The following is a 22,370-nucleotide window of genomic DNA, read 5'->3' on the forward strand; positions in this document are numbered from 1 at the left end:
GCTGCCGGCGACCTGGTCGACCACACCTACCGGCAGGCCATCACCGCCTCCGGCACCGGCTGTGCCGCGGCGCTCGACGCCGAGCGCTTCATCGCCTCCTTCCTCGAACTCTGACCGTCGCGCACGACGGAGGCCGGCCACTCACATGAGTGGCCGGCCTCTCGGCACCACCGCGTGTGTGAGGACATCAGAACGACAATCTGGCGCCAGTGTCCGTTCCGATTTTCCTCACGGGCCATCGCCCGGCGGGCGGTGACCGGATCGATCACCGCGGGAGGCCTCTACCGGGCATTCGCAGAAGCCGAGCAGGCCGTGCAGACCGCTCAGGAGGACCCACCTCGGCCGGGCGGGCCGACAAGCCCGAGATACCCGACGGGACGCCCCCACCGAGATCATCGCCATTGCTCCTCGACGGCCGGCACCGGCGGTGGAGCCGTAGCAGGTGCCGGCCCGGAATCCGGTCCCGGACAGCGTGGATCTTCCGGTGTCCCTGCCCGGCCCCGGGCATGGCAAGGTTTGGGATCCGGCCGGCGCGGACAAGGCGGTGGCGCTGGGGCGATGGCGGTCGGCCGGGTGCCGGCCGGCACGGTGATCGCCGGGGCGGGACGCATTCTGGGGCACTAACCCAGGGTGGGTCATGCGCCGTCGGCCCGGCTGGACGAGAATGAGCGTGCACGAAGGCAATTCGACTTGAAGGGACCTCTTCCTTGAGCGCTGGACTCGCAGCCCTGCTGGACGATATCGCGGTGCTGGCGCGTGCGGCGGCCGCGTCTGTCGATGATGTCGGGGTCGCCGCCGCCAAGGCCGGGGCCAAGGCCGCCGGTGTGGTGATCGACGACGCCGCCGTCACCCCGCAGTATGTTCGCGGCCTGGCCGCCGAGCGGGAGATCCCGATCGTCAAGCGCATCGCCCTCGGGTCGCTGCGCAACAAGTTCCTGATCATTCTTCCGGTGATCCTGGTGCTCAGCCAGTTCCTGCCGGTGCTGTTGACGCCGCTGTTGATGCTCGGTGGGGCGTACCTGTGTTATGAGGGTGCGGAGAAGATCTGGGAGCGGATCGCCCACCGGGACCACGGTGACGGGGAGCAGGAGCGCGTCGACGAGAAGACGCTGGTGGCCGGGGCGATCCGGACCGACCTGATCCTGTCGGCGGAGATCATGGTGATCTCGCTCAACGAGGTCGCCAGTGAGACGTTCTGGTCGCGGCTGATCATCCTGTCGGTCGTCGCGGTGATCATGACGGTGCTGGTGTATGGGGCGGTCGGTCTGATCGTCAAGATGGACGATGTCGGTCTACGCCTGGCGGAGAAGCCGGGCAAGGGGGTCGCCAAGTTCGGCCGGGGCCTGGTCAAGGCGATGCCGAAGGTGCTGACCGGGCTGAGCGTGATCGGCACGGCGGCGATGCTGTGGGTCGGCGGGCACATCCTGCTGGTCGGCGCGGACGATCTGGGCTGGCACGGGCCGTACTCGATCGTGCATCACATGGAGGAGGCCGTCCACGACGCGACCGGGGCGCTCGGCGCGGTGTTCGGCTGGTTCACCAACACGCTGGCCAGCGCGGTCGTCGGTCTGGCGATCGGTGCGCTGATCGTGGCGTTCATGGCGCTGACGTTCCACCGCAAGTCGCACAAGAAGGAGACTCCGACCGAGACGGCACTGGCCGAGGCGGCGCCGGTGGACGGCACGCCCCCGGCGGAGACCGAGCACAGGTAAGCCGGAGCATCACTCCACGGCCCGTCACCGTCGCGGTGGCGGGCCGTTGGTGTCTCAGCTGGTCAGGTGGCGGGCGAAGAACCGGACGGCGCTGTCGAGCTCGTGCTCGGGAAGACGGTCGGCGTGCAGGCCGGGATGGGCGTGCAGGCTCTTGTCCGGTGAGGCGAACGCGTCGTACAGGGCCAGGCTCTGCTCGCGGGGCACCCGCTCGTCGTGCCACTGGACCAGGAACTCGACCGGCACGGTGATCCGGGCGGCGTCGCCGGCGTTGGCCAGGCCGCTGCCCAGGCCCAGTACGGCGGCGCGGACCCGGGGTTCGGCGGCCACGAACGGGACGCCGAGGCCGCAGCCCAGCGACACACCCCAGTAGCCGACCGGGCCGGCGCCGACATGGTCGAGGGCCTGGACGGCGTCGACGACGGCCCGCCATTCCGGGACGGTCTGTTCGGCGACCCGGGCCTGGAACGCGGTGAGCACGGTGATCAGGTCCTCGCCGGCGCCGAGGCGGGCCTGGTTGGCGGTCGCGATGCCGCTGAACTCGGGGTGGACCGGCCGGTCACCGTGGCCGGGTACGTCGACGCTGACGACGGCGGCTCCGAGGTCGGTGACGAAACGGCGGGCGCGGTGCAGCACCGCCGGGGCGCTCTTGTGCTGGCCGCCGCCGTGCCCGATCAGGATCAGCGGGCGGGTGCCGGCGGCGCCGTGCGGCGTCCAGAGGACACCGGGGACCTCACCGACGGAGAAGAGCAGCTGTTGTACGCCGTCAGCCGACGACGTGGAGAAGGAGCGCACGAGGATGCGGGGCCTTTCGCCGATGCCTGGAGGGGCACTCCCCGGACCATGCGAGGCGGGGAATCCCGATCGTCACGGTGGTGATCGGTACCGTCTTGATCGGACTCACCTCCTCGGGTGGTCGTGGCGCACGGCGCGGCTGAAACCTAGCACGGTCGATCAGATCGTCTGGATGGCGACGTCGTGCCCGCGGTAGGCGTCCGGCACGCGGGTGACGATGACCCCGTTGAGCATCTGCGCCTCGTGCAGCACCTGCGCCGCCATCAGCGGGCCGGCCAGGGGGGTGTGCACCGGATGCCACCGCAGCCGGGGTGCCGCGAGCCGGCCGATCTCGACGGCGACGTGGGGGCTGAGGTCGATGGTCAGCAGGCTGCGGACGCCGAGGATCCGGTCCCAGTGCGACTGGCGGGCGTTCAGCACGGCCTGGGCCTCGGCGATGGCCAGGGTCGGCACGATCACGAACCGGTCACCGGCGTCGGCGTCGTCGAGCAGCCGCATCAGTGTCTGGTGGCCGGAGAAGAGCTCGACCAGGGCGGACGCGTCGAGGATGTGCGGGCGGACCTGGATCACGCGGCGCGGCGCCGGCGGCGGGCGAGGATCGCCTCGACCTGCGCGTCACCGTCGGCCAGCCACTGCTGGTAGGCCCGTTCCTGGGCCTCGTCGAACGGTTTCGGTTCGGGCAGACCGAGCAGGGCGGCCAGCCGGCGGCTCGGCGGGACGTCGGTGGTGTCGGCGTCGTCGGTCACGCCGGAATTGTAACGACGGCGCGGCCGCCCGGACAGGGCCGGTGCTCCCGGCCGGGGATCGGCGGGCTGCTACCAGCGTTCGGTGAGGTGTTCCCGGCCGGTGGGCGGGTCGTAGGCGGCGGGCCAGTAGTCGGTGATCCGGGTGATCAGGCCGTCGTCACCGAGGTCCAGCCAGATGCAGGCGTCGAGGGTCTCGTCGCCGACCCGCACGTCGAGGAGCAGGGCGGCCCGGCTGCCGTCGGCGAGCACCCGCCGGGCCCGCAGGTGCCAGTCGCCGGGGTAGTCGGCGTTGAACCGGACGAACGCCTGCCGGCCGCGGATGCGTTCGCGGGTCTGTGGCATCTCGTAGACGACGTCGTCGGCGAGCAGGGCGGTCAGGCGCGGCCAGTCGCGTTGTTCGAGACTGTCGACGTAGGCGTACGCGGCCTGCCGGGCGGCAGCGGTGTCATCCATGGCGCGCACCCTACCGAGACCCCCCGACAAACAGTGCCCGGTGCCGAGCCGGGCGCCCTGGGCCGGTCGAGGGGCAGAAGCCGGCCGGCGGGCCCTGTATCGTGCCGTTCGGTCGATATTTGACCGTGTCTATGGGAGCGAGGATCTATGCCAGGAGGTTCGATGCGGGAGATCTCGCGTAGGCGGCTGACCGGCGGGGCGGTGGCCGTCGTGTCGGTGGCGGCGGTGCTGTTCCCGGTTCCGGTCGCTGCGGTCGGCGGGACGGCGGTCGACAGCGCTACCCATCCGTATCTCGCCAAGGTCGCGGTCGGTGCTCCCGGCGTCGGGTTCGCCTGCACCGGCGCCCTGGTCAACACCCGGTGGGTGGTGACCGCGAAGTCGTGTTTCGAGGCCGGCGGGCAGCCGGTGACCGACGGTGCGCCGGCGGTGGCGACCACGGTGACCGTCGCCGGGGTGGCCCGGCCGGCGGTGCGGGTGGTGCCGCACGCGAGCCGCGATGTGGTGCTGGTCAAGCTGGCGACCTCGGCGGTCGGGGTGACGCCGGTCAAGGTGGCGGTGACGGCACCGGTCGCGGGTGAGACGTTGTCGGTGATCGGGTACGGCCGGACCGCCGCGACGTGGGTGCCCGGGCAGGCGCATCTGGGCACTTTCACGGTGTCCACGGTCGGTGCGGCGGTGACCGGTATCGAGCCGGGCACCGCGGGCCAGGCCGGGCCGTGCAAGGGTGACGCGGGCGGTCCCGGGTTGCGCAGCGTGGCCGGCGGGTTCGAGCTGGTCGCGATCACGTCCGAGGGTGGCCAGGGCGGGTGCCTGGGCGCGGCGGTGGACGCCACGGCCGGGGGCACGCAGACCCGGCTGGACGACATCGCGGCCTGGGTGGCGCAGACCGCCGCGGAGATCAAGCCGCGGGGTGACTTCAACGGCGACGGCAACCCGGACCTCGCGGCGATCAACAACAAGCTGGACATGCTGCTGTTCCCCGGTGACGGGGCGGGCAAGCTGCCGTCGTATGCGGCGATGTGGGCGACCGGTGGCGCGTTCACCGGGTACAAGGCCATCGCCACCGGTGACTTCAACAACGACGGCAAAGCCGACGTGGCCGGGATCAACAAGAGCAACGATCTGCTGTTCTTCCCGGGTAACGGGGCGGGCAGGCTGACGTCGTACTCGGCGATGTGGCCGGGCACCGCGGCGTTCGCCAACTACAAGGCGATCACGGCCGGTGACTTCAACGGTGACGGCAATCTGGATCTGGCCGGGATCAACAACAACAACGACATGCTGTTCTTCCCCGGTAACGGCACGGGCAAGCTGAGCACCTATGCGGTGATGTGGCCGGCCGGTGGGGCGTTCGTGAACTACAAGGCGATCACCAGCGGTGACTTCAACGGTGACGGCCGGTTCGACATCGCGGCGATCAACAACAACAACGACATGCTGCTCTTCCCGGGTAACGGGGCGGGCAAGCTGACGTCGTACGCGCCGATGTGGCCGACCGGTGGGGCGTTCGTGAACTACAAGGGCATCGCCGCCGGTGACTTCAACACCGACGGCAGGCTGGACCTCGCGGCGATCAACAACAACAACGACATGCTGCTGTTCCCCGGTGACGGGGCGGGCAAGCTGACGTCGTACAAGGCGATGTGGCCGACCGGTGGCGCGTTCGCCGGTTACGTCGCGATCGGCTGATCAGTGACTGCGGGGCCGTGTCACCGTCGACCGGCCCCGCAGCACCGCCGCCGGGGTGCTGCCGCCCGGGTGCGGTGTTCGCGGGTGAAGGCCTCTTGCGGCTGCCGGGTTCGGGTGGCCGTACCAGAAGCAGGGTTGTCGCCGCAGGGGATGCCGGCGGCGGTCATCGGCGGGTGCCGGCCGGGAGTTGACCGAAGCCGGGCAGGACGCGCTGGGTGACCGCGCGGGTGGCCGCGAGTTGGGCGGCGGAACGGCGGCGTCGTTCGGCCAGCACGGCGACCAGGAACAGCCACGGTGGGGTTCCCGTCGGAGGTGGCGGGGTGACCTTGGCCTTGACCTCGGCGTGCAGGCTCTGGCCGAGGATCGAGCGGTACGGTTCGGCGAAGTTGAAGGAGCGGGCGGCGAACTGGCGGATCGCCTCGGCGAGGTCGTCGTCGACGGCGGACAGGTCGGCGTCGGCGGCCCACAGGGCCAGGCCGGCGGGCATGCCGGGGACCAGGTTCCAGGGCACCGGGCGGCGTTCGTGGACGACCAGGGTGCCGGCGGCCAGGTCGCCGAGGCGGCGGCCGCGACGGGAGCCGATCATGGTGGCGAGGCTGCCGGCCCAGGTGATCAGGGGCAGCAGCAGGCCGGGCCATTCGACGGCGAGGCCGACCAGGGCCCGGGTGAAGGCGTGCCGGGCGCGGATCGGGCCGCCGTCCTCGCGGATCACCCGCAACCCCATGACCAGTTTGCCGAAGCTGCGGCCGTTGGTGACGGTCTCGACCGTCGTGGGGTAGCCGACGGCGACGATCGCGATACCGATCAGGTAGGCGGTCTCCGGCAGGAGCAGATCGCTGTACGACGCGGGCAGCAGGTCCAGCACGATGTAGTACACCGCGGCGAGGAAACCGAAGACGACCGCCTGCATCAGGATGTCGAAGCTCAGGGCGATCGCGCGGGACCCCAGCCGGGCGGGGCGCACGTCGATCTCGACGGCTTCGGCGGTGGTGAGCACCCGGACAGTCAACACGATGGGCCCTCTACTCTGCGAGGGTGGATCTCGATGCGTACGTGGCCGAGCACGGCGGTGAGTGGCGCCGGCTGGAGGTGCTGGTCGCCCGGCACCGACTGACCGCGGCGGAGGTCGACGAGATGGTGCTGCTGTATCAGCGGGCCGCGACCCACCTGTCGATCGTGCGCAGCCGCACCCCGGACCCGGTGGTGCTGGCCGATCTGTCGCGGCTGGTGCTGGCCGGGCGGGCGGCGATCAACCGCAGTGAGCGCATGTCGTGGCGGCCGGTGGCGGCGTTCTTCACCGTGGGCCTGCCGGCGGCGCTGTACCGGACCCGCCGGTGGTGGCTGACCGTGATGGTGGTGATGGTCGGCGCGGCGTGGGGACTCATCGCGTACGTGCAGCGGTATCCGGCGGTGCTGGAGGCGTGGTTCGGGGCGCATCCGGACGAGGCGGCGCTGGTGGAGCAGTTCGTCGGCTACTACAGCGAGTACCGGGCGGAGACGTTCTTCAGTGCGGTGTGGGTGAACAACGCGATGCTGGCCGTGCAGTGCCTGGCGTCGGGGGTGCTGATCCTGCCGGTGTTCTACCTGCTGGCCACCAACCTGATCAGTATCGCGATGATGGGTGCCGCGATGTTCGACGCGGGCGCCGGGGACGTCTATCTGACCTACATCGCGCCGCACGGTTTCCTGGAGCTGACCGCGATCTTCATCGGTGGTGGGGTGGGGCTGCGGATCGGCTGGTCGTGGATCGCGCCGGGCCCGCTGCTGACCCGCCGGGAGTCGCTGGTGGCGTGGGCGCGGCAGGGCATGATCGTGGCGGTCGGGCTGGTGGTCGTGCTGCTGGTGTCCGGCATCCTGGAGGCCTATGTGACGCCGTCGGCGCTGCCCGCGCCGGTGCGCGTCGGTATCGGCGCCCTGCTGTGGGTGGGGTTCCTGCTGTACGCCCTGGTGTGGGGGCGCCGGGTTCAGAGCCGGCCGGAGGCCTTGAGCAACAGGTAGACGTCGGCGACCCGGCCGGCGAACGTGTCGGCGTCGGCGTCGACGACGGTGGCCCCGGAGTGGGCGAGCACGTCGCGGACCCGGTCGCGTTCGGCGAGTACCCGTTGGGCGGCCGCGGCCCGGTGCACGTCGGCGGGGCCGGCGTTGGCGGGCAGTTCGGCCAGGCGGCTGACCAGCGGGTCGCGGACGGCGGCGACGATGACCTTGTGCCGGGCGGTGAGCCGGGGCAGCAGCGGCAGCAGCCCGGCGATCATCGGGGCGGTGTCCAGCGCGGTGAAGATCACCAGCAGGGCGCGTTTGCGGTCGCGGCGCAGCATCTCCTGGCCGAGCACGGTGAAGTCGGTCTCGGCCAGTTGCGGGTGCAGGCTGGCCATGCCGTCGATGAGGCGGGGCAGTCTGGTGCGGTGGCCGCCGCCTTCGATGCGGGTCCGCACGGTGGCGTCCAGGGCCAGCAGGTCGACCCGGTCGTCGGCGCGGGTGGCCAGCACCGACAGCAGCAGTGCCGCGTCGATCGAGGCGTCCAGGCGCGGGGCGTCACCGATGAGGACGGCCGAGGTGCGGCCGGTGTCGAGCACGCAGACCACCCGCCGGTCGCGTTCGGGCCGCCAGGTACGCACGACGACGTCGTGGGCGCGGGCGCTGGCCCGCCAGTCGATCGACCGGACGTCGTCGCCGATCACGTATTCGCGCAGCGCGTCGAACTCGGTGCCGTGGCCGCGCCCGCGGGTGACCACGCTGCCGTCGACGACCCGCAGGCGGGCCAGTTTCTCCGGCAGTACCCGCCGTGACGGGAACCGGGGCAGCACCCGCAGGGTCCACGCCGGGGTGTGCCGTTCGTTCCAGGTGCGGCGGCGCTGGCGGTAGGCCAGTCCGAGCGGGCCGGCCGAGCGCAGCGTGACCCGTACGGCCGGGCGGTCGCCGTGCCGGGTCGGGGTCAGGGTGGTGGTGAGCGTGTGTTCGCCGCCTTCGCTGAGTACGGCGGTGTGCGACAGCGGCCCGGCGCCGGCTGACGGCACCCAGCTGTCGCGCAGGTGCAGGCGTACGGTGCGGGGGCCGGTGTTGGCGACGGTGAGCCTGACCTGGGCGGTGGCGCCCAGCCACACGGTGCGGTCGCCGTCGCGGCGCAGCCGCAGCCCGGTCAGTGGTCCGGCCAGGCCCGCGTCCAGCAGTGCCAGCAGGACCGCGGCGGCGACGATGACCGCCAGGGCGTACCACGGTTGCGGGGTCAGGGCGGTGAACGGCAGCCCGAGCGCCAGGAGTACCGCGAACCGGTGGGTGATCATCAGCGGGGTGCGGGCACGGCGGCCAGGACCGCGGCGAGCACACCGTCGACGGTGGCGCCGTCGAGTTCGGCGTCGGCGCGCAGCCGGACCCGGTGCCGCAGGGTGGGTACGGTGAACGCCTTCACGTCGTCGGGCAGCACGTAGTCGCGGCCGTGCAGCCAGGCGTTGGCCTTCGACACCGCCAGCAGGGCGGTCGCGCCGCGTGGGGAGGCGCCCAGTTCCAGGGCGGGGGCGGTGCGGGTGGCCCGGCACAGGTCGACGATGTAGGCCAGGACCGGTTCGGCGACGGCGACGTGCTGCACGGCGTAGCGGCCGGCGAGCAGGTCGGCGGGCCCGGCGACGGGGGTGACGCCGGCGGACTTCAGGTCGCGGGGGTCGAAGCCGTGGTGGTGGGCGCGCAGGATGTTCAGTTCCTCCTCGCGCTGTGGCAGTGGCACCGACAGTTTCAGCAGGAACCGGTCGAGTTGGGCTTCGGGCAGGGGGTAGGTGCCCTCGTATTCGATCGGGTTCTGGGTGGCGGCGACCAGGAACGGCTGCGGCAGGGGGCGGGCGCTGCCGTCGACGGTGACCTGGCGTTCCTCCATGGCTTCCAGCAGGGCGGCCTGGGTCTTCGGTGGGGTCCGGTTGATCTCGTCGGCGAGCAGCAGGTTGGTGAAGACCGGTCCGGGACGGAAGTTGAAGGCGGTGCTGCGCGCGTCGTAGATCAGGGAGCCGGTGACGTCGCCGGGCATCAGGTCGGGGGTGAACTGGACCCGTTTGGTGTCCAGGTCCAGGGCCATCGACAGGGCCCGTACGAGCAGGGTCTTGGCGACGCCGGGGACACCTTCGAGCAGCACGTGGCCGCCGCAGAGCAACGCGACCAGCACCCCGCCGACGACCGCGTCCTGGCCGACGACGGCTTTGCCGACCTCGGCGCGCAGCCGGCCCAGTGCTTCGCGGGCCTGGTGGGAATCGGTTGTCACGACTGCTCTCCTTCAGCGGGCGGTGGGGTGGTGACGTCGCGGACCAGGCGTTGCAGCAGGACGGCGGCCTCGACGAGGTCGGCGTTGCTGGTCGGGGTGTCGCCGTCGAGGATGTCGCGAACGTAGCGGACCGGCAGGCCGGCGTGGGTGGCGATCTGTTCACTGTCGGCGTGCGGGGGCAGGGCGAGGTGGGTGGTGAGCCGGCGGCGGGCGTGGGCGCGCAGGATCTGCAGGGACGGTCCGCGGGCGCGGGCGCGCTGGTAGAGGCGGGCGTGGCCGAGCATGGTCTCGTTGGCGGGGACCTTCGACGGCAGGGGTTCGGCGACCGGGGTGCCCAGTCGGCGGGCGGCGGCGACGGCCAGGGCGAGCAGGATCAGCGCGAGCAGGATCAGGGTGGTCACCAGGGCCGGTGGCAGGTTGCGTACGAGCGGGTCGTCGGGCAGGCCGCCGGACTGCTGGTCGCCGTCGCCGGGCCCGCCGTCACCTTCGCCGTCGCCGTTGCCGCCGCCGGGGGGCCCGCTGCGGTCGCCGGGTTCGGCGGGGCCGGTCTGCCACGGTTGGTAGGAGTCGGTGGCGGCGGGTGTGGGGGTGCGTGGTGCCGGTGTCGGCGAGTACGCGGCGGTGGGGGTCGGCGACGGCCGGTCGCGGTCGTGGACGTCGATCCAGATCACCCGGTCGTGGCGGGAGAGCAGGCCGACGGCGAGGGCGGCGTTGCCGTGTTCGGTGATCCGGTCGTCGCGGAACGGGTCGGGGGAGCCGACGACGGTGACGGTGTGGCCGTCGACCGGGAACGTGGCGAGTGCGCCGTGGTAGCACAGCGCACCGCGGGTGACGGCGTATTCGGTCTTGCGGACGGCGGCGGGCCCGGCGCCGGTGGCGATCTCGTCGCCGCAGCCCGGGTCGGTGACCGTGGTGCTCCAGTGGGTGCGGTCGACCTCGGCGGGCCAGCCGCTGCGCAGCAGTGCCGAGGCGGACGGGTCGACCGCGACGAGGTGGCTGCCGGCCGGGAGGCCGCGCAGGCGGGGCAGGTCGGCCAGGTCGGGGGTGGCGACGAAGACGGTGGTGGGGTCGTCGCCGATCGTGTCGAGGGCCTGTCCGGTGCTGGTGACCCGGTCGACGGTGATGCCGCGTTCGCGCAGGCGTGCGGCGAGGGTGCCGCCGCTGATGCCGTCGGTCTGCTGCGGGGTCAGGTATGCGGGGTCGTCGTCGTCGGGTTGCTCGATCGCGTGGACGATGAGGGTGCCGGTGATCAGGGTGGTCAGGGCGGCGAACGGGATCGCGGCGCGCAGCCAGCGTCTCATCGGGGGCCTCCGAGTCCGTTGCGGACCTCGGCGGTCAGGTGGCGCATGCGTTCGTCCTCGGGTGGGCCGGCGGGGCGGTGGCCGTACCAGATCTCGGAGAACAGCCCGGTGGCGCCGGTGAGGGCGGGGCCGACGGCGGGGCGGCCGGTGCCGGCCTGGTGGGCGAGTTCGGCGGCGGTGGTGCCGGGTTCGGGGTCGACGAGCCCGGCGCGGGTGAGGTCGGCGACGGTGTCGCGCAGGCGTTCGCGGATGGCTTCGGCGTAGCGGCCTTCGGCGGCGAGCCGGTCCGCCAGCGATCCGCGCGCCGCGACCGGCGAGAGGGTGGCGGCGGTCGCGGTCGTCGCGCGGGCCGCCGGGGCCGGCGCGCGGCGCCGGGTTTTGCGCCGGCGGCGCAGACGCGGGAGACGAAGGTGGGGCAGGCGCAGCCGCGGGAACCGGGGACGCGGCATCCGGCGGGGGATCCACGCCGGGTACCAGTACCAGAGGGCGGCGATCAGGGCGGTCGTGGCCAGCAGCAGGAGCAGCAGCACGGCCGGCGCGATGATCGTGAAGATCCGGCCGACGAGGTCGTCGTAGCCTCTCATCAGCGCACCACCAGCGCGGCCGCCGGGTCGGTGCCGAGGCTGCGGGCCCGGTTGACGGCGATGTCGAGGCCTTCGGTGCGGACCCGGATCTCCAGCAGCAGGACGGCGTCGAGGCAGGCCAGGGCGGCGTAGGCGACGGCGTTGGCGATCGCCCAGGCGATCGGGACCGCCCAGTCGAGCCACCACGCCCAGCCGGCGACCGAGGTGATCGTGCCGGCCGCGATGATCCAGCCGCTGCCGAGGGCGAGCCGGATGGCCAGCCACACCAGGTAGCCGAGCAGCCGCAGCAGCACGCCGCGCATGCCGCTGCGGGTGGCGCGGCCGACGGCGCGGCCGACGGCGGTGAACGGGTTGGCGGTGCGGTCCACGGTCAGCACCACCGTCGACATCCCGGCCAGCCCGTAGACGAAGATCACGCCGAGGAACCCGGCGACGGCGGCGCCGAAGGTGAGGGTGGCCAGGACCAGGGCGATCAGCAGGGCGGCGAGCGGCCGGGTACGCCGTAGCAGGTCCCGGTCGCGGACCCGGTGGCCGAGCAGGGCCGGTCCGGCGGCGGCACCGGCATAGGCGCCCAGGATCGCGATGATGAACGCCTCACCGGCCAGGCCGGCGGCCACGGCCGGCACCCAGTCGATGTCCTCGGAGTTGATGCGCCAGTAGTAGAGCGACGGGCTGATCGGGGCGAACGTCCGCAGCCGGGACAGCAGCAGCTGCTCCACGACGGCCAGCGTCAGCGACAGGGTGAGCAGCGGTGCGGCGTGCCGGCGCAGCAGTGCCACGGCCGCGTCCAGGACCTCGCCCGCGGTCATCGCCCGTAGCGGGATGATCCCCGTCTCCCCGTCCACCCGCATGGCGGGCATCCTAGGTGAACCGGCACGGGCGGCCCGCGTCCGGTCTGGCATGGTTGCCGGCATGCGACTCTCGATCTGGCCCGGCGCCGCCCAGCCGTACTGCGACATCCTCGACGTGGCCGCCCACGCCGCCGGCACGGGGTGGGACGGGGTGTGGATCGCCGACCACTTCATGGCCAACACGCCGGTCGAGGTGCGCCCGGATCTGCCGGTGCTGGAGGCCGGTTCGCTGGTGGCGGCGCTGGGTGCGGCGGTGCCGCGGGTGCGGGTCGGCACGCTGGTCTACGGCAACACCTACCGGCATCCGGCGGTGGTGGCCAACATGGCCGCGACCGTCGACCACATCACCGGCGGCCGGTTCGTGCTGGGGGTGGGGGCGGGCTGGCAGGTCAACGAGCACGTTCAGTACGGCATCGACCTGCCGCCGGTGACGCGGCTGCTGGACCGGTTCGTGGAGGCGCTGCAGGTGCTGCACGGGCTGCTGCGGACCCCGGTCACGACGTTTCACGGCGAGCACTACCGGCTGACCGACGCGACCTGCGATCCCAAGCCGGTGCAGCAGCCGCTGCCGATCCTGATCGGTGCCAAGGGCGAGAAGCGGATGCTGAAGGTGGTCGCCGAGTACGCCGACGAGTGGAACGCGTGGGGCCTGCCGGAGCTGATCGCGCACAAGTCGCGGGTCCTGGACGGCCACTGCGCGACGGTGGGCCGCGATCCGGCGGCGGTCAGACGTACGGCGCAGGCGCTGGTCGTGGTGGACGGGCCGGTGCCGACGGATCTGCCGGCGCCGGTGTACGGCGGGTCGCCCTCGGCGATCGCGGCGACCGTCGAGGCCTACCGGGAGCTGGGCCTCGACGAGCTGATCATCCCGGATGGGCTGCTCGGTAAGGGTGCCGAGAAGCTCAAGGCCCTCGACACGATCCGGGCCATCGTCAAAGACTGACCGCGGTCCGGCACGCAGCTGCCGCCCGTCCCGTGGTGTCGGGGCGGGCGGCAGCGTGCCGGTCAGAACCGGAAGCGGGAGACCAGCGCCTTGAGGTCGCCGGTGACCTGGCCGAGTTCGCCGACCGCGCGTTCGGACTGGTTGACCAGTTCGGTGGTGTTGCGGGCGACCGAGGCGACGGCGCCGATGTTGGCGGCGATGGTGCTGGAGCCGGTGGCGGCCTCACCGACGCTGCGGTTGATCTCCTGGGTGGTGGCGGTCTGCTCCTCCACGGCCGAGGCGATGGTCGTCTGGTATTCGTTGATCTGTTCGATGACCGAGGCGACCTCGCTGATGGCGTGGACGGCGCCGGCGGTGTCGGCCTGGATGGTCTGCACCCGGCGGGCGATGTCCTCGGTGGCGCGGGCGGTCTCCTGGGCCAGGTCCTTGACCTCGCCGGCGACGACGGCGAAGCCCTTGCCCATCTCACCGGCGCGGGCGGCTTCGATGGTGGCGTTGAGGGCGAGCAGGTTGGTCTGCTCGGCGATGCTGGTGATGGTCTTGACGACGTCGCCGATCTCGCGGCTGGACTCGCCGAGCCGCGACACGCTGGCGGTGGTGGTCTGTACGGCGGCGACGGCCCGGGACGCGACGGTGGCGGCCTCGGCGGCGCTGGTGGAGATCTCCCGGATGGAGGCGCCCATCTCCTGGCTGCCGGCGGCGACGGTGTGCACGTTGCGTGACACCTCGTCGGCGGAGGCGGCGACCACGTCGGCCTGCATGGAGGACTCCTTGGCGCCGTCGGCGAGCTGGGTGGACAGCCGGCCCATCCGTTCGCTGGCCGCGGAGAGGGTGTCGGTGCCGGCGGAGATGCCGCTCATGGCGGTGCTGATCGATTGCAGGGCGTTGTTCATCGACGTGCTCATCCGGCCGACCTCGTCGTTGGCCTGAACGTCCAGGCGCCGGGTGAGGTCACCGTCGGCGACGGCGGCGAGCACGTCGACGGCCTCGCTGAGCGGGCGGGTGATGCTGCGGGTGACCCACCAGGCGGTGACGGCGGCCAGGACGACGGCGGCGGCCAGCAGCAGGATCATCAGCAGCCGGAAGCTGTCGGCGACGCTGCGGGCGGTGGCGGTCTCGCCCTGGTTCATCGCCTCTTCCATGTCGATGAGCACGTTGATGGCGGCCAGCCAGTCGCTGAAGGCGGGCTTGGCGTCGTCGAGCAGGGCGATGGCCTGTGTGGTCCTGCCGGCCTCGCGCAGCGCGGTGACCTCGTCGACCATCGGGTTGGTCTTGGCCTGAATCTTGTTGATCTTGCTGTAGGCGACCTTCTCGGCGTCGCTGACCAGGGCGTCGTCGGCGAAGATGGCGTTCATCTTCTTCTCGGAGTCGGCGTAGGTGGCGGCGAGGTCGGCGATGGCGTCCTTGGCGTCGGCCACCCCGGTGTCGGTGGTGGCGTAGACGAGGTCGCGCAGGGCGATGGCCCGGTCGTGGACGCTGCCGCGGAAGTTGATGGCGTAGCGCTGTTTGACGGCGTTCTGGTCGTTGATGACGGTGAGCTTGTCGTTGATCTTGTTGACCTGGACGACACCGGTCACCACCAGCGCGACCATGGCGAGCACGACGACCAGGAATCCGGCCCCGAGTCGCCGACCGATGGTGAGGTTCTTCATGCCACATTCATCGGCGGCCTTCGGTCGGACTTTACGATTGCCCCCGCTCTATGGTTCATTAGTGGAGTAATGAACCGAAGGAGTGGCGGATGTTCGACGACCGCAGCCCGATCTACCGGCAGATCGCCGACCAGATCAAGGGCGACGTGCTTCGTGGGGTGCTGGCCGCCGACGACCAGGTGATGTCGACCAATCAGTACGCCGCCTACTACCGCATCAATCCGGCCACCGCGGCCAAGGCCTTCCAGCATCTGGTCGACGAGGGCGTGCTCTACAAACGCCGCGGCGTCGGCATGTTCGTGCACGCCGGCGCCCAGCAGCGACTGCTGCGGCAGCGGCGGGAGCGGTTCTTCACCGAGGTGCTCGAGCCGATGGCCGCCGAGGCCCGCGCCCTGGGCATCCCGGTCGCCGACATCGTGGCCCGCCTTCATCAGCTCATCCCGGGAGACAGCCGATGATCACCACCAGTGCTCTACAGGTGCGCTACGGCGACACCACCGCCCTGCATCCCCTCGACCTCGACCTGCCGGCCGGGCGCATCTACGGCGTACTGGGCCGCAACGGCGCCGGCAAGACGACTCTGCTGTCCACGCTGGCCGGTTTCCGTAAGCCCTCGGCCGGGACGGTGACCTTCGACGGTGTGCCGGTGTTCGACGACGCGCGGGCCACCACACGGATCTGCCTGATCCGCGACGACGGCGGGCTGGGCGACGGCACCGACACGCTGCGCGACATCCTGGCGCTGGCCGCGATGCTGCGTCCCGGCTTCGACAGCGTCTACGCCACCGAACTGATGGACCGTTTCGCCCTGCCCCGCAAACGCACCCTGCGCACGCTGTCGCGGGGGCAGCGTTCGGCGTTCGGGATCGTGGTCGGCCTGGCCTCGCGGGCCGACCTGACCATGTTCGACGAGGCGCATCTGGGGATGGACGCGCCCAGCCGGCAGCTGTTCCACGACGAGCTGCTGCGCGACTACGTGCGCCATCCGCGCACGGTGCTGCTGTCGACGCATCTGATCGAGGAGCAGAGCCCGCTGTTCGAGCAGGTGCTGATCCTGCATCAGGGCCGGCTGCTGCTGCGCGAGGACGTCGACGACCTGCGCACCCGGGGCGTGTCGGTGACCGGCCCGCAGGCGGTGGTCGACGACTTCGTGTTCGGGTTGACCGTGCTCGGCGAGCGGCAGCTGGGCCCGACCAAGGAGGTGACCCTGTTCGGTGCCCTCGACGAGGAACACCGGACGCTGGCCCGCCGGTACGGGCTGCAGCTGGGCCCGGTGGCGTTGCAGGAACTGTTCATCCATCTGACCGGAGGTGCCGCGTGAGCCGCTGGCCGATCCTGCGTTATCTGCTGTCGCAGCACCTGGTGTTCCTGGTGCTGTTCGTCGCCGGCGGCTGCCTGCTGGCCCTGCTGGTGCTGCCGGTGTTCCTGCTGTTCACCCCGATCACGATGTCGGCGGTCGACGTCGGCGGGCAGGTGCTGTTCTGGCTGGCCGCCGGGTACGGCTACGGCGCGGCCGGGCTGCTGGCCACGATGGTGTCGCACGGCCGGACCCGGCGGGAGTTCGCCTGGCAGTATCCGGTGTTCCAGCTGGTGACCGCGGTCGTGCTGGCCGGGCTGCTCACCGGGGTGTATGCGGCCGAGGCGCTGCTGTACCGGCTGGCCGGCTGGACCCGCCATCTTCAGGACCAGCGGATCTTCGACGCCGGTGACCATCTGCTGATCTTCGTGTCGTACCTGTGCATGCTGGCTATCTGCCTGGCGACCGGCGCGTTCGTGGGGACCGCGTTCTACCGCTGGGAGGGCGGTGGGGTGCTGGCGCTGCTGCCGGCGGCGGCGCTGCTCGCCTACGGTGGGGCGATGACCGGTTTCTTCACGCTGCCGTTCGCCCGGCTCGCGATCAGCGGGGCGCCGACGATGCTGGCGGTGACCGTCGCGGCGGTGGCGGCCGGCTGGGCGCTGCTGTGGGCCTCGGTCCGTGACGTGTCCCTGCGGACCCGGGTGGCGGCGTGACCGGGCGGCTGCTGGTCACCGGCGGCAGCGGCGCGCTGGGCCGGCGGGTGATGGCCCGGGCGGCGGGCGCCGGGTGGGATCCGGTGGGCACCTATCTGTCGGCGCCGGCGGCGACGGCCACGGTGCGCCTGGACATCCGGGACCCGGCCGACGTGCGCCGGGTGATCGACACGGTCCGGCCGGACGCGATCGTGCACACCGCCGCCGGCCGTGACCGCGACGACTGGCCGGCCACCGCGGACGGGGCGGCCAATGTGGCCCTCGCCGCCGCCGGGATCCGGCTGGTGCACGTGTCCAGCGACGCGGTGTTCTCCGGGCGGCTGGGGGAGTACGACGAGGACGCCACACCCGACCCGGTGTACGCCTACGGGGCGGCGAAGGCGGCCGCCGAGACCGCGGTGCGGGCGATCGATGCGCGGGCGGCGATCGTGCGTACCTCGCTGATCCTGGGTGACGGCCACGGCGCGCACGAGATCCTGACCCACGATCTGATCGCCGGCCGGGTGACGGGTGCGCTGTTCACCGACGAGGTCCGCAAGCCGGTGCACGTCGACGACCTGGCCGATGCGCTGCTGGAGCTGGCCGCCGGCGACTGGGCCGGGGTCCTCAACGTGGCCGGCGCCGACGCGATCAGCCGCTACGACCTCGGCGTGCTGGTGGCGCTGCGCGACGGCCTGGATCCGGCGGCGATCCCGGCGGCCAGCCTGGCCGCGCTGGGTCTGAACCGGCCGCCGGATCTGCGGCTGGTGACCACACGCGCGCAGAAGGTGCTGGCGACGCGGCTGCGCGGGGCGACGGAATTCGTTCGCCCCGGGTGAGGCCGGGACAAGATACTGGCGCGATGAGCACGAGCCGCACGATCCGTGTCACCGTCCGTGGGTCCTTCGACAACCTGTCCGAGCAGCAGAAGGCGCAGCTGGTCGCCGCCGGTGACGCGCACGCCGACATCCTCGCGGTGCAGTACACCGCCGACGGTCATCTGACCTACGACCTGGCGGCCCGGCCGTTCTTCACCTTCCGCTTCGCCGAGCAGGTCGACGACGAGCGGGAGGTGCCGAAGGTGACGGCGCGGGCCGAGGCCAAGGCCGCGGCGTGGATGACCGAGCGGGGGTACGGGTTCAAGCGCATCACCTCGCAGACGGTCGACCTGTCGCAGGTGCCCCTCGGTAAGGCCGGCCGCAAGCGCCTGCTCTGAGCCGGCCCCGCCGCCGTCGAGCGGACCGGCCTGCTGGAGGCCGGCCGTACTTGAGGGAAAATTCTCGGTGCAACCAAGCAGCAACCGAGAGTGCCCGGTTGTTGCACCCGTAGACGCGAAAAGTTCCCCCTGCCAGCCGGTCAGCCGACACAGGGGGAATCGAAATGACCGCTACCGTCCAGCTTCAGGCCGCCAGCCCCGCCGTTGTCAGCCGGGCTCAGGAGGAGCTCATCCGTGACAACATGGCGCTGGTCGGTCACATGGTCCGCGAGATGCTGTTCAAGGTGCCGCCGCACGTGCACCGCGACGACCTCGCGTCGGCCGGCTACGCCGCCCTGGTGACGGCCGCGCAGGCCTATGATCCGCAGCGCGGCATCCCGTTCGGCCGGTTCGCGGCCGTCCGGGTCCGCGGTGCCCTGCTCGACGAGCTGCGCAGCATGGACTGGGCCAGCCGGTCGGTGCGCGCCCGTGCCCGGCGCGCCGACGTGGCCCGCGAGGAGCTGACCCGGCAGCTGGGCCGCACCCCGAACCCGGAGGAGCTGGCCGAACTGCTCGGTGTCGCCGTCGGTGAGCTGTCCAGCGTCGACGACGACGTGCAGCGTGCCGCGGTGCTGTCGTTGCAGGGGTTCGCGGCCGGCACCGCCGAGGACATGGTCACCGAGACGTCCCTGAACCCCGAGGAGATGCTGCTGCACCGCGAGCGCCTGGGGTACCTGCACGACGCGGTCGACGTACTGCCCGAGCGGCTGCGCTACGTCGTGGAGGCGTCGTTCCTGCAGGAGCGGCCGCTGTCGGAGGTCGCCGCCGAACTGGGGGTCACCGAGTCGCGGGTGTCGCAGCTGCGTACCGAGGCCCTGGCGCTGCTGCGGGACGGTCTCAACACCCACATGGAGCAGAAGAAGTCCCCGGTGGCCAAGGACGGCTGCGTGGCCCGGCGCCGCGCCGCCTACGCCGCGCAGATCGCCGCACGGTCCACGATGAGCAGCCGGCTGTCGGCCACCGACCTGCACGGGCAGCGGCTGGCCGCCGCGGCGTGATCCGCCGCCACCCCGGACATCCGGCGGGGCCGCCGCGCGTCACGCGCCGCGGCCCCGCCGCTTCTCTTTCCCGCACCGGTACGCCCTACCCGGTGGCGTCGCGCAGGTAGACGTCCTCCAGCCCGTCCTCGGCGTCCCACTGCTCGCCGATCTTGCGGAACCCGGATCCGGCGATCACCTTCTTCGAGCCGACGTTGTCCGGCCGGATGCTCGCCCGTACCGCGGTGACCTGCGGGTCGGCGTCGGCGCGGGCCAGCAGCGCGGCCAGGATCGCCGTGGCGTAGCCGCGCAGCCGGTACTGCGGTGCCACCGTGTAGGCGACCTCGACCACCCCGTCGGCGTCCGGTGGGCCGTGGAAGCCGCCGTGGCCGACGATCACCCCTTCGGGTTCGGCGATCACCGCGGCCGCGATCCAGTCGGCGGCCCGCGGGTCACGGCGGATGTCGTCGAGCCGGATCTCCCACAGCCAGTTCTCCTCGATCAGGAACGGGCTCAGCGGATGCCCGGCGGCGGCGCTCGCGGCGTCGAGGTCACCGGCGAGCAACGCGGCCAGGGCGGCGGGGGAGAGCTTCAGGAAGCGGATGGACGCCATGGCCGCATGATCACACACCGTGGTGACCCGCGGCACCAATCAGTTGTGCACAATTGAATTGGGCACTACTGTTCCGGGCATGCGAGAGAGCACCGCCCTGGACCGGATGATCTGCTTCCAGCTCTACGCCGCCAGCCGCGCGATGACCTCCCTCTACCGGCCCCACCTCGACCCCCACGGCCTCACCTACCCCCAATACCTCGTCATGCGCATCCTCTGGCACGACGGCCCCACCACCGTGCGTGACCTCGGCCGCACCCTGCGCCTGGACTCCGGCACCCTCAGCCCCCTGCTGAAACGCCTCGAAACCCAAGGCCACCTCCGCCGCGAACGCGGCACCCACGACGAACGCACCGTCTGGATCCACCCCACCGAGACCGGCACCCGCCTGCAGACCGACATCGGCGACCTCAGCCACGCCCTCGCCTGCGCCACCGGCCTCACCACCGACGAACTCCACCAACTCCACACCCTGCTGCACCGCGCCCGCGGCACAGCCCCCACCCCTCCCGGAGGAACCACCGCATGAGCACCCTCTACACCGCCTCAGCCACCGCCACCGGCGACGGCCGCAACGGCCACGTCCGCTCCAGCGACGGCGTCCTCGACTTCGACCTCGCCGTCCCCAAAGAGCTCGGCGGCGCCGGCGGCGCCCTCACCAACCCCGAACAACTCTTCGCCGCCGGCTACGCCGCCTGCTTCCACAGCGCCCTCAAGCGCGCCGCCAGCAGCCAGAAACTGACCCTCACCGACACCGCCATCACCGTCGACGTCGGCATCGGCCCGCTGCCCAGCGGCGGCTTCGGCCTCTCCGTCACCATCGAAGCCGAACTCCCCGGCCTCGACGAGACCACCGCCAAAGCCGTCCTCGACGCCGCCCACCAGCTGTGCCCCTACTCCAACGCCACCCGCGGCAACGTCGAGGTCCAGCTCAACCTCGCCTGACACACCCGTGCCGGGCCGCGCAACCCTGCCGCGGCCCGGCACCATGTCATCCGTTGTGCGGGTCTCCTACCGGTGCGCGAAGACGAACGCACCCTCCGACTTCGGATCCGGACGGTGCACCAGCTCACCCTCCACCGTGAACCCGGCCTCACCCAGCCAGCCCGCCACCCGCGCCACCGGCCGCCGGTGCACGAACACGTCCATCGGATGACCGCCATACCCCTCGGTCAGATGCCGCACCCCGTCACCGGCATGAAACCCGATCAGCACCACCCCGCCCGGGCACAACACCCGCCGGAACTCCGCCAGCACCCCCGGCACCGCCTCGTCCGGCACATGAATCAACGAGAACCACGCCAGCACCCCACCCAGCGACCCGTCCGGCACCTCCAGCGCGGTCATCGACCCCACCTCGAACCGCAACCCCGGATGATCACGCCGCGCCACCGCCACCATCCCCGGCGACAGATCGATCCCGAACACCTCCAGGCCCAGGCCATGCAGATGACCGGTGATCCGCCCCGGACCGCACCCCACATCGGCCACCGGCCCACGACCCCGCGCCAGCTCCGCGAACAGCCCCAGGATCCCGCGCTGGAACGGCTCCGCCGCCAACCGGTCCCGCAGCAGCTCCGCATAACTGCCGGCCACCGTGTCGTACGAAACCCGGGTCCGCTCGATCCACCCCGTCACGACCGGTTCACCCGCATCCACCCCGTCGCGAAATCGACCACCGCACGCTGCGACATCAACCGCGACGACGCCCCACCGACCAACCCCACCGACACCGGCCCCACCGCATCGAACGCCGCACCGATCTCCGCGAAATCCGAGGAATCACTCGCCGGCGCCGACCACGTCACCCACCGCGCCGAACCGTCCGGATCCCGCAACGCCGCACCGTTGTCATCCATCTTCGGCCGCTCCTGACGCGTCTCCGACAAATGCATCGACGTGTTGTTGGCATGCCCGCACCCGATCAACAACACCTTGCCGTCCAACCGGTACACCACCCCCAACGGCGACCCGTCACCCAACTCGTCCGCCAACGGATGCTCCGCCACGATCTCCGCCGCCCGAGCCCCCACCGCCGCGAACGACACCTGCGGATGCCCACTGCGCACCGCCCCCGGCCACGTCCGCACCGACTCCGGCAGCACCCCCACCCACCGGCTCGGCGACACCACCCGGTCGAACCCCGGATTCGCCTCCCGGATCACCGGCCACCACGACTCCGGCACCGGCGGATTACTCCACCCCGCCGGATCGGAGTTGTACGCCGTATGCGTCGGCACCACCAACGTCCCCTCCGGCCCCAGCACCTCCAGCAGCGCCAGCACCACCGCCTGCACATGCCCGGCCACGAACCCCACCGACCGCAACGCCGAATGCACCAGCACCACATCACCGGCCGCCAGCCCCAGCCGACGCAGATCAGCAGCCAGCGAACCCACGGTATGCGGCATGGCCTGAGGGGGAGTCTCCTGATTCACCGCGCAAGTATCCCGGCGCCCTCCCTCCCTGTCGCCCCTATAGAGCCTGTTTCTGATCTATATAACTGGTCATCTGGTACGGGTGACAACGGTCGGCGTGGCGGCCATCGATAGCAGACGGGCTCTTGGTAA

Annotated in this window: 26 protein-coding genes and 1 pseudogene; 13 read left to right on the top strand and 14 right to left on the bottom strand. The window is 71.7% G+C overall.

Going from position 1 to position 22,370, the window contains the following annotated elements:
- Both BC793_RS47550 and BC793_RS47555 read left to right on the top strand, forming a co-directional pair.
- A pseudogene (locus tag BC793_RS47550) lies at positions 1-114 on the top strand (thioredoxin-disulfide reductase); the annotation flags it as partial.
- A 593-nt stretch (positions 115-707) separates the two neighbouring features.
- Positions 708-1,712, top strand: coding sequence for a DUF808 domain-containing protein (locus tag BC793_RS47555; protein WP_109603251.1), 1,005 nt, complete (start codon positions 708-710; stop codon positions 1,710-1,712).
- Between the two features lie 54 nt (positions 1,713-1,766).
- Here the strand turns inward: BC793_RS47555 and BC793_RS47560 are convergent, their stop codons facing one another.
- The 4 genes from BC793_RS47560 to BC793_RS47575 all read right to left on the bottom strand — a co-directional run bounded on the left by BC793_RS47560 (position 1,767) and on the right by BC793_RS47575 (position 3,703).
- Positions 1,767-2,504, bottom strand: coding sequence for an alpha/beta hydrolase (locus BC793_RS47560; RefSeq protein ID WP_109603252.1), 738 nt, complete (start codon positions 2,502-2,504; stop codon positions 1,767-1,769).
- 159 nt (positions 2,505-2,663) lie between these two features.
- Complete coding sequence (locus tag BC793_RS47565) at positions 2,664-3,074, bottom strand: hypothetical protein (protein WP_239170751.1); 411 nt, start codon at positions 3,072-3,074, stop codon at positions 2,664-2,666.
- Positions 3,071-3,250: a hypothetical protein gene (locus BC793_RS47570; RefSeq protein WP_109603253.1), complete on the bottom strand. Its 180-nt coding sequence runs from the start codon at positions 3,248-3,250 to the stop codon at positions 3,071-3,073. The genes BC793_RS47565 and BC793_RS47570 overlap by 4 nt, the downstream gene beginning before the upstream one ends.
- Positions 3,251-3,319: 69 nt before the next feature.
- Positions 3,320-3,703, bottom strand: coding sequence for a nuclear transport factor 2 family protein (locus BC793_RS47575; RefSeq protein WP_109603254.1), 384 nt, complete (start codon positions 3,701-3,703; stop codon positions 3,320-3,322).
- Positions 3,704-3,865: 162 nt separating this feature from the next.
- Here BC793_RS47575 and BC793_RS47580 point away from each other — a divergent pair, with 162 nt between their 5' ends.
- Entirely contained in the window at positions 3,866-5,392 is a 1,527-nt protein-coding gene (locus BC793_RS47580; RefSeq protein ID WP_158319592.1) for an FG-GAP-like repeat-containing protein, read from the top strand.
- A gap of 163 nt (positions 5,393-5,555) precedes the next feature.
- On the opposite strand, the gene BC793_RS47585 is transcribed toward BC793_RS47580, so the two are convergent.
- Positions 5,556-6,404 carry an RDD family protein gene (locus BC793_RS47585; protein WP_239170752.1) on the bottom strand — a complete coding sequence of 283 codons (849 nt, stop codon included), beginning with the start codon at positions 6,402-6,404 and terminating at the stop codon, positions 5,556-5,558.
- 23 nt (positions 6,405-6,427) lie between these two features.
- Here BC793_RS47585 and BC793_RS47590 point away from each other — a divergent pair, with 23 nt between their 5' ends.
- Positions 6,428-7,390 carry a stage II sporulation protein M gene (locus BC793_RS47590; RefSeq protein ID WP_109603256.1) on the top strand — a complete coding sequence of 321 codons (963 nt, stop codon included), beginning with the start codon at positions 6,428-6,430 and terminating at the stop codon, positions 7,388-7,390.
- On the opposite strand, the gene BC793_RS47595 is transcribed toward BC793_RS47590, so the two are convergent.
- From BC793_RS47595 to BC793_RS47615, 5 genes are read right to left on the bottom strand one after another with little or no spacing between them, the layout of a single operon-like run.
- Complete coding sequence (locus tag BC793_RS47595; protein ID WP_109603257.1) at positions 7,357-8,673, bottom strand: DUF58 domain-containing protein; 1,317 nt, start codon at positions 8,671-8,673, stop codon at positions 7,357-7,359. The two genes, BC793_RS47590 and BC793_RS47595, sit on opposite strands and share 34 nt — an antisense overlap.
- A complete protein-coding gene (locus tag BC793_RS47600; RefSeq protein ID WP_109603258.1) occupies positions 8,673-9,635 on the bottom strand; it encodes an AAA family ATPase in 963 nt (320 codons plus the stop codon). The genes BC793_RS47595 and BC793_RS47600 overlap by 1 nt, the downstream gene beginning before the upstream one ends.
- Positions 9,632-10,936: a DUF4350 domain-containing protein gene (locus BC793_RS47605; RefSeq protein WP_109603259.1), complete on the bottom strand. Its 1,305-nt coding sequence runs from the start codon at positions 10,934-10,936 to the stop codon at positions 9,632-9,634. Before BC793_RS47605 ends, BC793_RS47600 begins: the two co-directional genes overlap by 4 nt.
- Positions 10,933-11,520, bottom strand: coding sequence for a DUF4129 domain-containing protein (locus BC793_RS47610; RefSeq protein ID WP_109603260.1), 588 nt, complete (start codon positions 11,518-11,520; stop codon positions 10,933-10,935). The genes BC793_RS47605 and BC793_RS47610 overlap by 4 nt, the downstream gene beginning before the upstream one ends.
- Positions 11,520-12,371: a hypothetical protein gene (locus BC793_RS47615; protein ID WP_146246796.1), complete on the bottom strand. Its 852-nt coding sequence runs from the start codon at positions 12,369-12,371 to the stop codon at positions 11,520-11,522. Before BC793_RS47615 ends, BC793_RS47610 begins: the two co-directional genes overlap by 1 nt.
- A 49-nt stretch (positions 12,372-12,420) precedes the next feature.
- Between BC793_RS47615 and BC793_RS47620 the strand changes: the two genes are divergently transcribed.
- Positions 12,421-13,314: an LLM class flavin-dependent oxidoreductase gene (locus tag BC793_RS47620; RefSeq protein WP_109603262.1), complete on the top strand. Its 894-nt coding sequence runs from the start codon at positions 12,421-12,423 to the stop codon at positions 13,312-13,314.
- A 62-nt stretch (positions 13,315-13,376) separates the two neighbouring features.
- On the opposite strand, the gene BC793_RS47625 is transcribed toward BC793_RS47620, so the two are convergent.
- On the bottom strand, positions 13,377-14,966 hold the full coding sequence (locus BC793_RS47625; protein WP_109603263.1) for a methyl-accepting chemotaxis protein: 1,590 nt from the start codon (positions 14,964-14,966) through the stop codon (positions 13,377-13,379).
- 89 nt (positions 14,967-15,055) lie between these two features.
- Between BC793_RS47625 and BC793_RS47630 the strand changes: the two genes are divergently transcribed.
- The 6 genes from BC793_RS47630 to BC793_RS47655 all read left to right on the top strand — a co-directional run bounded on the left by BC793_RS47630 (position 15,056) and on the right by BC793_RS47655 (position 19,208).
- Positions 15,056-15,424: a GntR family transcriptional regulator gene (locus tag BC793_RS47630; protein WP_109603264.1), complete on the top strand. Its 369-nt coding sequence runs from the start codon at positions 15,056-15,058 to the stop codon at positions 15,422-15,424.
- A complete protein-coding gene (locus BC793_RS47635) occupies positions 15,421-16,287 on the top strand; it encodes an ATP-binding cassette domain-containing protein (protein ID WP_109603265.1) in 867 nt (288 codons plus the stop codon). Before BC793_RS47630 ends, BC793_RS47635 begins: the two co-directional genes overlap by 4 nt.
- A complete protein-coding gene (locus BC793_RS47640) occupies positions 16,284-16,976 on the top strand; it encodes a hypothetical protein (RefSeq protein ID WP_109603266.1) in 693 nt (230 codons plus the stop codon). Before BC793_RS47635 ends, BC793_RS47640 begins: the two co-directional genes overlap by 4 nt.
- On the top strand, positions 16,973-17,794 hold the full coding sequence (locus BC793_RS47645) for a sugar nucleotide-binding protein (protein ID WP_109603267.1): 822 nt from the start codon (positions 16,973-16,975) through the stop codon (positions 17,792-17,794). The genes BC793_RS47640 and BC793_RS47645 overlap by 4 nt, the downstream gene beginning before the upstream one ends.
- 23 nt (positions 17,795-17,817) lie before the next feature.
- On the top strand, positions 17,818-18,171 hold the full coding sequence (locus BC793_RS47650) for a DUF6204 family protein (RefSeq protein ID WP_109603268.1): 354 nt from the start codon (positions 17,818-17,820) through the stop codon (positions 18,169-18,171).
- Positions 18,172-18,335: 164 nt separating this feature from the next.
- On the top strand, positions 18,336-19,208 hold the full coding sequence (locus BC793_RS47655) for a sigma-70 family RNA polymerase sigma factor (RefSeq protein WP_109603269.1): 873 nt from the start codon (positions 18,336-18,338) through the stop codon (positions 19,206-19,208).
- 85 nt (positions 19,209-19,293) lie between these two features.
- Here the strand turns inward: BC793_RS47655 and BC793_RS47660 are convergent, their stop codons facing one another.
- Positions 19,294-19,800 (bottom strand): GNAT family N-acetyltransferase, encoded by a 507-nt coding sequence (locus BC793_RS47660; protein ID WP_109603275.1) that lies wholly within the window; start codon positions 19,798-19,800, stop codon positions 19,294-19,296.
- A gap of 79 nt (positions 19,801-19,879) precedes the next feature.
- On the opposite strand from BC793_RS47660, the gene BC793_RS47665 reads away from it, so the two are divergent.
- Both BC793_RS47665 and BC793_RS47670 read left to right on the top strand, forming a co-directional pair.
- Positions 19,880-20,329: a MarR family winged helix-turn-helix transcriptional regulator gene (locus tag BC793_RS47665; protein WP_109603270.1), complete on the top strand. Its 450-nt coding sequence runs from the start codon at positions 19,880-19,882 to the stop codon at positions 20,327-20,329.
- Complete coding sequence (locus BC793_RS47670) at positions 20,326-20,745, top strand: organic hydroperoxide resistance protein (RefSeq protein ID WP_109603271.1); 420 nt, start codon at positions 20,326-20,328, stop codon at positions 20,743-20,745. The genes BC793_RS47665 and BC793_RS47670 overlap by 4 nt, the downstream gene beginning before the upstream one ends.
- A gap of 66 nt (positions 20,746-20,811) precedes the next feature.
- Here BC793_RS47670 and BC793_RS47675 read toward each other — a convergent pair whose 3' ends face one another.
- Both BC793_RS47675 and BC793_RS47680 read right to left on the bottom strand, forming a co-directional pair.
- Positions 20,812-21,438 (bottom strand): class I SAM-dependent DNA methyltransferase, encoded by a 627-nt coding sequence (locus tag BC793_RS47675; protein WP_109603276.1) that lies wholly within the window; start codon positions 21,436-21,438, stop codon positions 20,812-20,814.
- Positions 21,435-22,211 carry an AAC(3) family N-acetyltransferase gene (locus BC793_RS47680; protein ID WP_109603272.1) on the bottom strand — a complete coding sequence of 259 codons (777 nt, stop codon included), beginning with the start codon at positions 22,209-22,211 and terminating at the stop codon, positions 21,435-21,437. Before BC793_RS47680 ends, BC793_RS47675 begins: the two co-directional genes overlap by 4 nt.
- Positions 22,212-22,370: the final 159 nt, after the last annotated feature.

The organism is Actinoplanes xinjiangensis (assembly GCF_003148685.1).
Classification (GTDB): Bacteria; Actinomycetota; Actinomycetes; order Mycobacteriales; family Micromonosporaceae; genus Actinoplanes; species Actinoplanes xinjiangensis.